Here is a 1,346-nt window from a genome sequence, read left to right as displayed (position 1 = left end):
CCGCCCCCGTTGCCGGCCGACTGAGCGAAGATTGCGTACAAGCGCTGCAGAATGCTTTGGTGCCGCCTTGATCCCCGCACACCCCGCCAGGCAAGCCTGGCAATGCGCCGACTCGCTATGCATTAAAAACTATCAGTTATAGTAGTTTTCAAATTCTTTGCTGTGAGGTATCGATATCTACTTTTTCTTTGGCCGGGGTAGGACTGTATGACTGTGAGGCTGGTTGGTACCGCTGTAGGGTGCATTAATTACAAAGGTCAATTTGCTGCTTTAATCTATAATCTCAAGTTTAGCGATGGCAGCTCTCTTTCGGTGAGTATGGGTGAGATGGTATGTGCACAGTTGGCTTCGTTGTTTCAAGGTTACTTAGTCGAAGTAGGAGGGGTTAGCGAGTCACCGGAGGCGGAGAGAGAGTTTAAAAGGAATGAGGGGGTGATGCCTCGTTCTATGTTAGAGAATCCAAGTCTTGATACCGTCGTTAGCCATGTTGTTAGTAGGATGTTAGATGGAGGGTTGGTCCTTAGTTTGATATTTAAGAATACTGGGGATCTTAAAACTGTAGTTATTCGTAGAGAGGATGTTCCCAGCTTTATTGGCTACACGTTTAATGCGCTTCAGGGGGTAGGGGTTCTTGAAAGGGTTATGAGGGAATCCGCGGAGATTATGACTAAACCCTCGATTATGGTGTATGATTGTAAGTTCAACTCTGGTGATATCGATTATAATGATCGGCGCGGGTACAATATTGATGAATATAGACTGCTGCCTTATCTCTATGGGGTGGTCATTGTAGATAACTCAGGTGCTGGCAGAAAAGTTGTTGCTGGATTCTTTCTTAAGTCGGCCTTGACTAGTAATGATCCTAAGCTCAGGGAGCACTTGGCTGACGCGGCCAAGCAGATTGTTGGAAGTGACTATTTTGTAAGTAAGGAACTTTCGTTATTGCACACAAATGTTTTTGTGTCTGACGGTGAGCCATTGAGTATAGAGGAAATGCAAAATTTTCTCGCTAAGCTGTATCTTGAGCACTCTGTCGGTGGAGTCGCATAGATAACTCTTGAGTAGTTATAGTTGAGGGACGAGTTTGACAGTGAGTTAATCTCCACTATGGATCAACCAGTCTATCGCCGACAGCAAGGTGGTTTCGTCGGCCATGCCCTCCAGCTTCACGCTTCGTTTCGTCTGGTTGTCTTGGATAATCAGGCTAGGGGTCGCTGTAATGCCCTTCGACCGTGCAATGTCGATGTCCGACTTGATGGATGAGTCAACCAGCTCGTTGTCTTTTGCACATTTCTCCAGTCGAGACTGGTCCAATTCAGGAAAGTCCAATGTGCCGCCAGGCAGCC

Annotated in this window: 2 protein-coding genes; one reads left to right on the top strand and one right to left on the bottom strand. The window is 46.8% G+C overall.

Translation table 11 applies throughout. The features are described 5' to 3' along the window. The first annotated feature begins 207 nt into the window (after nt 1-207). Nucleotides 208-1,050 (top strand): hypothetical protein, encoded by an 843-nt coding sequence (locus tag HMPREF2924_RS35580; protein WP_023082679.1) that lies wholly within the window; start codon nt 208-210, stop codon nt 1,048-1,050. Between the two features lie 45 nt (nt 1,051-1,095). On the opposite strand, the gene HMPREF2924_RS21265 is transcribed toward HMPREF2924_RS35580, so the two are convergent. Further along, nucleotides 1,096-1,346 (bottom strand): DsbA family protein (locus HMPREF2924_RS21265; protein WP_371915081.1); only part of this gene is annotated, 251 nt, incomplete at its 5' end.

This window comes from Pseudomonas sp. HMSC063H08, assembly GCF_001813645.1.
In the GTDB taxonomy this organism is placed as follows: domain Bacteria; phylum Pseudomonadota; class Gammaproteobacteria; order Pseudomonadales; family Pseudomonadaceae; genus Pseudomonas; species Pseudomonas aeruginosa.
This window is presented reverse-complemented; position numbering and strand designations above follow the sequence as displayed.

What these genes read in the sequence shown, in the direction of transcription:
- HMPREF2924_RS35580 (WP_023082679.1), top strand. Translation starts at nt 208, where the DNA reads ATGACTGTGAGGCTGGTTGGTACCGCTGTAGGGTGCATTAATTACAAA.